The organism is Streptomyces sp. NPDC052107, assembly GCF_040680215.1.
Taxonomy (GTDB): domain Bacteria; phylum Actinomycetota; class Actinomycetes; order Streptomycetales; family Streptomycetaceae; genus Streptomyces.
In genome coordinates, this window is record NZ_JBFAWG010000167.1 from 1 (window position 1) to 7953 (window position 7953).

At 68.0% G+C, this 7953-nt stretch carries 7 protein-coding genes and 1 pseudogene; 2 read left to right on the forward strand and 6 right to left on the reverse strand.

Annotated features, from left to right (window positions below; genetic code table 11):
* Positions 1-94 precede the first annotated feature (94 nt).
* The 3 genes and pseudogenes from AB0M27_RS45550 to AB0M27_RS45560 form a co-directional block, all read right to left on the reverse strand.
* Positions 95-1207 carry an ABC transporter substrate-binding protein gene (locus AB0M27_RS45550; protein WP_365731916.1) on the reverse strand — a complete coding sequence of 371 codons (1113 nt, stop codon included), beginning with the start codon at positions 1205-1207 and terminating at the stop codon, positions 95-97.
* 161 nt (positions 1208-1368) lie between these two features.
* Positions 1369-1665: pseudogene (locus tag AB0M27_RS45555) on the reverse strand (transposase family protein); the annotation flags it as partial.
* Between the two features lie 129 nt (positions 1666-1794).
* On the reverse strand, positions 1795-2634 hold the full coding sequence (locus AB0M27_RS45560) for a patatin-like phospholipase family protein (protein ID WP_365731917.1): 840 nt from the start codon (positions 2632-2634) through the stop codon (positions 1795-1797).
* 139 nt (positions 2635-2773) lie between these two features.
* On the opposite strand from AB0M27_RS45560, the gene AB0M27_RS45565 reads away from it, so the two are divergent.
* Together AB0M27_RS45565 and AB0M27_RS45570 are read left to right on the forward strand one after the other, a co-directional pair.
* Complete coding sequence (locus AB0M27_RS45565) at positions 2774-3430, forward strand: TetR family transcriptional regulator (protein WP_365731919.1); 657 nt, start codon at positions 2774-2776, stop codon at positions 3428-3430.
* Positions 3431-3772: 342 nt separating this feature from the next.
* A complete protein-coding gene (locus AB0M27_RS45570; RefSeq protein ID WP_365731921.1) occupies positions 3773-4072 on the forward strand; it encodes a hypothetical protein in 300 nt (99 codons plus the stop codon).
* Positions 4073-5101: 1029 nt separating this feature from the next.
* Here AB0M27_RS45570 and AB0M27_RS45575 read toward each other — a convergent pair.
* The 3 genes from AB0M27_RS45575 to AB0M27_RS45585 form a co-directional block, all read right to left on the reverse strand.
* Positions 5102-5599, reverse strand: a complete 498-nt coding sequence (locus AB0M27_RS45575; protein WP_365731923.1) for a hypothetical protein — start codon at positions 5597-5599, stop codon at positions 5102-5104.
* A gap of 287 nt (positions 5600-5886) precedes the next feature.
* Positions 5887-6435, reverse strand: coding sequence for a hypothetical protein (locus tag AB0M27_RS45580; protein ID WP_365731924.1), 549 nt, complete (start codon positions 6433-6435; stop codon positions 5887-5889).
* Positions 6436-6975: 540 nt separating this feature from the next.
* The gene (locus AB0M27_RS45585) at positions 6976-7866 is read right to left on the reverse strand and encodes a DUF2235 domain-containing protein (protein ID WP_365731926.1); all 891 of its coding nucleotides are present in this window, start codon (positions 7864-7866) and stop codon (positions 6976-6978) included.
* Positions 7867-7953 lie beyond the last annotated feature (87 nt).

The window sequence follows — 7953 nt, forward strand, 5'->3', positions numbered from 1 at the left end:
AGCCCCACGTCACGAGCCCGGGAAAACCGTGAAACGAGTCGAAACCCTCACCGAACACGTCCGCCTGAAACAGCAGCGAGGATAAAGATCAAGCTCAGCCGGTGTGGAGGATCCGAAAGCGATCGGGTTCCGCCGGATCTCGATCAACGACTTGGACCGGCGCCCAGGCCCATTGCCAAACGCTGACGCCGGGCGTGCGGGAGAACTGGATCTGCCCGCGGGTGCCCTCGACTGCAACGCGCGGCCAGGATCCGGCAGTGCGCGCCCGGTCCATGCCGTGAGAACGCAGCACCTCGGCGAGGACGGCGACCGTGTCGTAGCCTTCGAAGGCGACGAAGGAGGGCGCCTCGGCCAGCTGCTCGCCGAGGGCCGTCTCAACTCGTGCACCGCGTGGGCTCAGGCGCTCGGGCAGGTAGCGCAAGAACGGGATGGCGGTGCTGTCGTCGCCCAGCAGCGCCGCCCAGTCGGCGAACTCCGGTTGCCCGGCCGGAGCACCGATCAGGATCTCGGCGAGGCGCTGGTCGCGGCGGACGGACTTGACGATCGACACCGCCGGCTCCGGGTGGCCGACCAGGAGAAGGAGGGCTGTCGCGTGATTGTCGACGAGTTCGTCGCACACGGCCGTGGGGGCGAGTGCGCTCATGTCGAGTTCGACGACGGTGCCGCCGCGTGGAGCGAGGTAGTTCCGCAGAATGCGGGTCCCGGATGCCCAGTAGACACTCGACTCGGTTGCTACGGCGATTCGACTGTGGCCCGCGCCGAGGAGGAAGTCTGCGTAGATCTGCCAGCCGCGGGACTGCGGCGGGGCGAGGCGCGCGACCCATTCCGTCGGCTGTTCGGTGAGCGCGTCGAGAACCGCTGACGAGCAGAGGAACGGCAGGCCGAGGGCGTCGGCCCTGGCGGCAGCGGCGCGAGCGACGACGCTGTGGTACTCCCCCGCCAGGGCACCCACGCCCAGGCGAGCCAGTTCGTCTACGGCCGCCGCGGCCCTTTGTGGATCAGCCGCGGTGTCTCGGACCAGCAGCTCGAGTGGTCTTCCGACGATCCCGCCGGCGTCATTGACTTCACGAACGGCCAGTTCGAGTCCAGCGAGCAGGTGTTGGCCTGCCTGGACCCAGCCAGGCCTAGTCAGCGGAACGAGAGCGCCGATCCGGACCGATGATCCGTCAGTCCGCTCCGCTCCAAGCGGCGATGGCGGCGTGTTCATGCGTCGGCGTCTCCCGTGTGGGGACTCGGGTGCAGTTTGCCCGGATCGCACAGTGGCAAGGCCCGGTCGTCCGCGTTCATGCCATCTCGCCGTGGCGGGCGCACCTGGGTGATCATGCCGGACATTGCATCCGCCACCGTCGGCGACAGGCAACCGATTATCTTGTGCTTGCCGCAGTAGAAGGGCCGGTCGGCGGCGATCCGGTCGACCGGCAGCAGCGTCCCGTCCAGGATCAGGTACGCCTTCAACGACGCGGTGCTGATACCGACACCGGAACCGGCTGCGAGCTGGGCATGGGTATGTCCGTTGCGGAGGTGGACGAGAACGAGCAGGGCCTGTCGGCCCGCACTCAGACGCCGCCATCGGGCGCCGAGAGCGCGGCGGCGCACTCGCCGGCAGGCGAACAGGAAGCGAAGGGCAGAGCCGGACACATCGACACCCGACGGATGAGCGAACACGCGCAGCCTCCGGTGGAAACGGTTCTCTGGTCGAAAACCCACCTACCAGGAGCTTTCTCGTCTCGTGCGGCGGACGACCTCAACTTCCCGCGGTCAAAGAGAGTTTGGCAACGTGCGCTTTGACGCAGGTCACCCCTGCCAGACGTCGGCCACCGACGGGGCCAGTGCGCTGGCCTGGGCGTAGCCCGCGCGGGCGGCAGCCGTTCGGCGTGTGTCGTCCGCCATGTTGCGGCCCATCGCGCGGCGCGCGGCGCGGTCCGGGGACAGCAGGATGACGCGCGCCCCGCCGTCGGACAGTTCCGCGGCCTGCTGCGAGGCGCTCGGATGCGGCCCGACCGCCCGGGGGACCGGCACGACCGCCAGCACCCGGCGGTACCCGCGTGCAAGCTGGAGGTTGGCGGTCGAACGACTGCCGCCGTCCATCCAGCGCCGGCCCGCCACGGTGACCGGCGGCCACACGACGGGCACGGCGCAGCTCGCCGCGACCGCTTCGAGCAGTGTCACTCCGGAGCGTGAGTCGAACACCTCCAGTCGTCCGGTCCGAACGTCGACCGCGGTGATCCGCAGTTCCCGTCCGGGCCAGTCGCGTACGTCACCCAGGAGTGCTGCGACGGTGTCGAAGACGTCCGACTCCGGCCCGGTCCGGGCGCGCAGCGCCGCCTGGGCGAGGCGTTCGACGGACCGCTGGGGATTGCGGGAGCCGAGCGCCGCCCAGAGGAAGCGTGCTGTCTGGCGCACGGTCACCGGCAGACGGACCGCGTCTGCTCCGGAGAGCTGACGCTCGTACAGATCCGCGGCCGGGACGCCGCATCGGATCCGGGACCCGAAAACGGCACCGGCGGAGGTGCCGATCACGACGTCGGCGCTGCCGAGATCGATCCCGGCCTCGGCGAGCCCGGCGAGCACCCCGGTCAACCAGGCCCCGCCCACCGGCCCGCCGCCACCGAGCACAAGCGCGGTGCCGGACATGCTTCCCCCTCCCCCGTGAACGACCGCGGACGCCCCGCCCGCGGGAAGCGAAACGGGGAACGGTCCCCATTTACTCGGCCGACGATAGCATCCGTACCGGGGAACGCTCCCCGGTACGGGGCGAGACAAGGGAGACACCATGGACGACCGTCCGCCGGTAGGGCGCCGCGATGCGCTGCGCAACCGGAAGCTGCTGACGGACAAAGCCCGCGAGGTCTTCGCCGAACAGGGCCTGGACGCCCCGCTCGATGAAATCGCCCGGCGTGCGGGCGTGGGCAACGCCACCCTCTACCGCCACTTCCCGACCCGTGCCGCGCTCGTCGACGAGGTCTTCCGGGATGCGCTCACGGAGACCACAGCGGCGGGCGAGCGGGCACGAACCGCCGAGGACGCATGGACGGGACTGACGCAGTACCTGGAAACAGTGTTCGCCGGCCTGGCCGCAGACCGCGGCACCAATGACCTCATGACCACGAACCTGGAAGGCGTGACTTCCCTGGAGGCGATCCACGCCCACAACCGTGACACCATCGACAAGCTGCTCCGGCGCGGTCAGGAGCAGGGAACTATTCGCCCGGACCTCACCACCGAGGACCTGCTCTTCACCCTGGCAGCACTGGGCAGGGCTGTTCCCGCGCTCACCACGGTCGCCCCGCAGGCCTGGCTCCGCCCGCTCTCCCTGCTCCTCGACGGCCTCCGCACCAGCCCGTCCGCACCCCCGCTGCCCGCACCGGCCCTCACTTCCGGCCAGCTCGGCAAGGTGCTGCTCAACCTAGGTCCGCACAGGCGGCGTTGAGAGGGCCCCTGACTCACACGATTGCCCTGGCTGACCAGTCCTTCACCAGGATCTTCCGCCTCGGCATCGCGATCAGGTCGGATAAGGCTCACTGCCGCTCGTACCGCTCATTTGGCGGTCCTCGGGTGGGGGTGAGATGGTGAAGGAAGGGGGAATTCGAACATACGGTGACTGTGTCACTTTCCCAAAGCGTGTGGCTGGTCGCTTCCATGCAACCTCGTTGCTACCCGTGCACGAGTGGACGCTGTTTGTCGCACAGAACCCATCGGCTGTGCAGCACCACTCAACACAGTTGCCTACTGAACGATTGTCTGGGCAATTCCGCTGGAAAGGACAATGGTTGTGCGCACCAAGCGATCCATTATTCAGGCCAGTTCGGTGATTCTTGCGCTTGCCATAGCCCCACCGGTTATGGCCACGCAGGCATTTGCCGCGGGAAGCGAACCCGCCGGCATCCAGTACAGCATCACGCAGCACCCGGGCCAGGACGACGACGAGGGACCTGGATGGACAGAGGGCTACATCGATGGCAAGGCATGCCGCGATGGGGACCCTGGAGCGTACGAGAGCTTCCCCGACGAGAACTTCGAGGGCAATTACTGGGCGGGCTGGGACGAGGGGTACTACGAGTCCGATTGCTAGTCGACGACGCGGCTCGGGCCGACAGAGCCGGAGACGACGGTCGCGTCGACACCGTCGCTTGTCCATGGGCAGTGATCCGCGAAGACGTTCTTCAACTCAACGGAGTATCCCGGGACCGCAAGGGCGTCCTGGCGAAAGGACCCCATCGGCCCTGGGTGAGGCTCTTCGCTCTCGACGTGGCCGTAGACAGGGACCCGGCCGCCGCCAGCCCTCCGCCGACCACCCGACACCCGGCTGGGCGCCGAACAGCCGTGCCGCCGTAGCCTTTCTGGCCGGGGTGGTGGCGTGACTGTAGACCGAGATGGAGGTATGGACCAAACGATTAGACCATAAGTAGACATATCCCCCATAGCTCGATACCGTCGAAGTTGACGACGCCACGGCAGACAGTGATCGGCAAGTAGAGCACTCGGCGTCGAAGGCGGATGCCGGCCGCATGGTGGCCCACCGCTTCTCAACTGAGCATTCACGCCTGGCCCGCTGCCGCATGGAGTATGCGCGCGAAACGATTCCTCGGACTCCCCGTAAGCCCAGTTGCCGCCGCAGCCGCCCTGACGTTCGCGCCGACGGTAATGCCGCAGGCCACGGCTATGGTACAAGCCGCTGTACATCGGCGGGGGCTGCCAAGACGGTTACGACGAGGGTTTCACCGTCGGCTGGGAGAATTACTGCGAGACGCCCTCCTGATTGAGGGACATGCGCCTGCCGCGCACGCTCCGCAGGCTCGCTTCCCGCGTGGCCATCAGGCCGATGGCCACTTCCGTCTCCGGGGACGCGGCCAATGCCTCTGCAGGCCCCGCAGCGGGTCCAGCAAGTCGTGGTCCGCGTGCACGGCCAGGACCGGCGGGCGACGCGGCCTGACGCCCTTGCAGCACGAAGGCCCGACCGGGAGTTGATCCGGCAGGGCCTTCGTCACGTCCGCACGAGTGCAGGCCGGCTACCGCCAGCCACAAAGGACACGGTGTAAGCCCCCCGGACGGCGGCAGTCCATCGGCCGCCGTCCGGATTCCCGCGGGTTCTGCCTGCGGCTCAGCAACCGCCGCAGTTGTAGTACAGAACGTCCCAGTGGCTTCCCTCGTCGGTGTAGACGTTGCCGGCACCCGACGTCCACATCGGGTAACCGTCGCCGCGCAGCCCGGAGTAGCTGAAGTTGTTCTTGATGTAGTTCCCGATGCAGGTGTACTTGCTCATGTCGAGCTTGTAGCCGTTCCAGTGCGAGTACGTGCCGGAGGCGTGCCCGACCTCGGTGCCGCCGGTGATGTTCAGGGCACAGCCGCTGGCACGCTTGAGGGTCTGGGCACCCTGGGCGGTGGCGAGGTTGAGCTGCTCGAACGAGGTACAGGTCGAGTTGTAGCGGTCGGAGCAGTTACCGGAGGAGGACCAGGTGATGCCCACCTCGCGGAACATCTGGGTCGCGGTGGCCTGGCTGATCTTGGTGACGGCGAAGGCGTCGGTTGCGGCGCCGAGAACGGCTACACCGGGGGCGACGACGAGGGCGAGAGCGGTCAGTGCAGAGCGGACCTTCATGGGGAGCCTCCTGCGAGTGGCCGTGCTTCCTATGGGGCGGCTGTGCAGGTGGTGCCAGGAGATGATGCCAGAGTTCTACGCGCGTCTGCCAGAGGGGCGGCCAACTCGCGAGCGCGTCCGAGGCGGCTGCGCGGGCACAGCGGGCCGCCTCGAGGAATGGCTGCCTGCAACCACACCACGATGTGTGGCCCCTGCCCGACGAACCGGACCGTGTGTCACGCTCGTTCGCCGTGCGGCGAGCTGCTCCGTGTACGGCTGCCACGGAAGCCGGGGAGGACCTTGGGCCCTCACCCGGACAGTTCAGCCCGCCACTGCCGCGGCCATTCCCCCGACGGCGGCGGATCTCCCGCTATCCCGAGATCACGCCGCGCACTCTCATAGAAGGCATCACGCGCCTCACTCGCCAGCCGATGCGCCTTGGCCCACATCCCGGCGTCCACCGGCCCCTCCCGTACGAGCAGCTCGATGGTCCAGATCGTCTCGTGCCACCGCCGTGCCGCCGCTATCGTCGCCGCATCCCCGACGAGCAGGACGGACTCCCATTCCGTCGCACGCCGGGACTCCGCCTCAGCGAGGAGAGGCAGGCCGTCGGCCGACCGCAACGCATCGGCCACGTCCGCGAATCCGAGGCCGGCGCCGATGCGCTGGGCGACGCGAAGCTGCGCCTTGAGGGCGTTGGCGTAACGGCCATACGTCTCGAAGCGCTTCTCGTCCCACCGTTCCTCCCGCTGCCGCTTCCACCGTCGACGCTCGGTCAGGCTCTGAACGGTGTACGAACCGACCGAACCGACCACGACGCCCACCAGAGCAGGCAGTTGATCCAGGAACGCCACCATGCCTCCTCGACGGATCCCTGAAGCGCGCACGTTCGTCCACGCCCGGGAACCCCTACCCACACTCGCCACGGACCGATCGACCCGGCGGCACGGACCCGCTGGTGATCGTTCATGTGAGTCGAGGGCCGCGCGAGCGGGTTGCCGTGCCACGCGCTCGGATTCCGTAGTAGGGGCTGACGGTCGTGGCCAGTTTCCGCCGGCTCTGCCGCAGCATCCTGATCGTCGCCTCGTCCCTGTATCCCGCAGCCGTCGCCCATTCGACGCCCGACAGGCGGCGACCCGTGGACCGGATCGAGTGCGAGAAGAAGCAGCTCGCTTGTTGCGGTCATGGGCGGGCGAGGTGGAGGCCCGGTTGTCAGCTCTGCGAAGTGTGCGTGTTGTCCGGTCCTTCAGGAGGGCCCTCCGGGCAACGTCCGGCTCAGGGCGTCTGGTCTGGGGCCGACGGGTGGGTGTTGTGGCCAGGTCGGAGATGGCCGCGCCCTGCACCTGGCGGGGTCTGAGGATTGTCGCAGCCGTTGTCGGGCTGATGGCACAGGCGCGTCAGCCGCTGGGCGCCGTCTCCTCTTGCAGCCACTGCCTTGTGTCCCCTTCCCTCTGCCTCGTACCGGCGCCTGGCAGAAGCACCGGCTCCAGTCGCACCCGCTGCTGATCGGCCAGATACCGCTCCAGCTCAGGTGGCCGGTAGTGGCTGTCCGTGTCATAACGGTTCTTGGTCGGCACCCCCAGGAACTCGTTCCCGTCGAGTCGGCCCTTTGCGTCCGTGGCGCATCCGAGGGGCCGGTGCAGGGGCTCGGCCAGTCGGTACAGTGCCGTTCGCGAGGAGTGCAACCTCCCCAAGGCATCCGGCTGCACACGGAAGTCGATGATCACGCCCGGCTTCATCTCACTCGGCCCGCGCGTGCTGAGCGCATCGGTGTCGAACTCCAGCCCGTGTCTGCCGGCTTGCTCGACCATCCACAGCAGGGTGATGTCGGACAGCCCCCTCTCCTTGTATCCCCCGCCGACATCGCAGTGCGCCCCGGCGAACCACACTTGCTTCAGCTCCTGGCCCCGCTCGGCGACACCCGGCTGCTGGTGCCACAGCGTCGGCCGGAAGGCCGAGCGCCGTTCGTCGATGGCGAGCGCGTGGAGGGCTGCCTTGACCCAGCTGCTCAGCTCGGTGTCGTGGAAGGCCCAGCGGCGGTTGAACCAGTTCACGTCCGGCTGGAGCCATGGGGGGCCCGGAACCGGTATGCCCAGGGCGCCCACCGTGTCCCAGACCCCGATGAAGTGGATTTCCGTCTCGTGCGCGTACGAGCGGCGGAACAGCGTGGAGGCCACACCGCTCGGCTTCTCGATCCGGTCGCGGTAGAGGACCCAGGCATCCTGGATCCGGTCGGCGTGATCCCGGCGCACGATACCGCTGTTGCGCACCAGACCCGACAGGCTCACCAACTTCGTTAGTAATCCTTAGTGTTGCATGTATAGTTGCGTGCATGGAGTTGCTGCGTATCTCCAAGGCTGCGAAGCGTCTCGGGA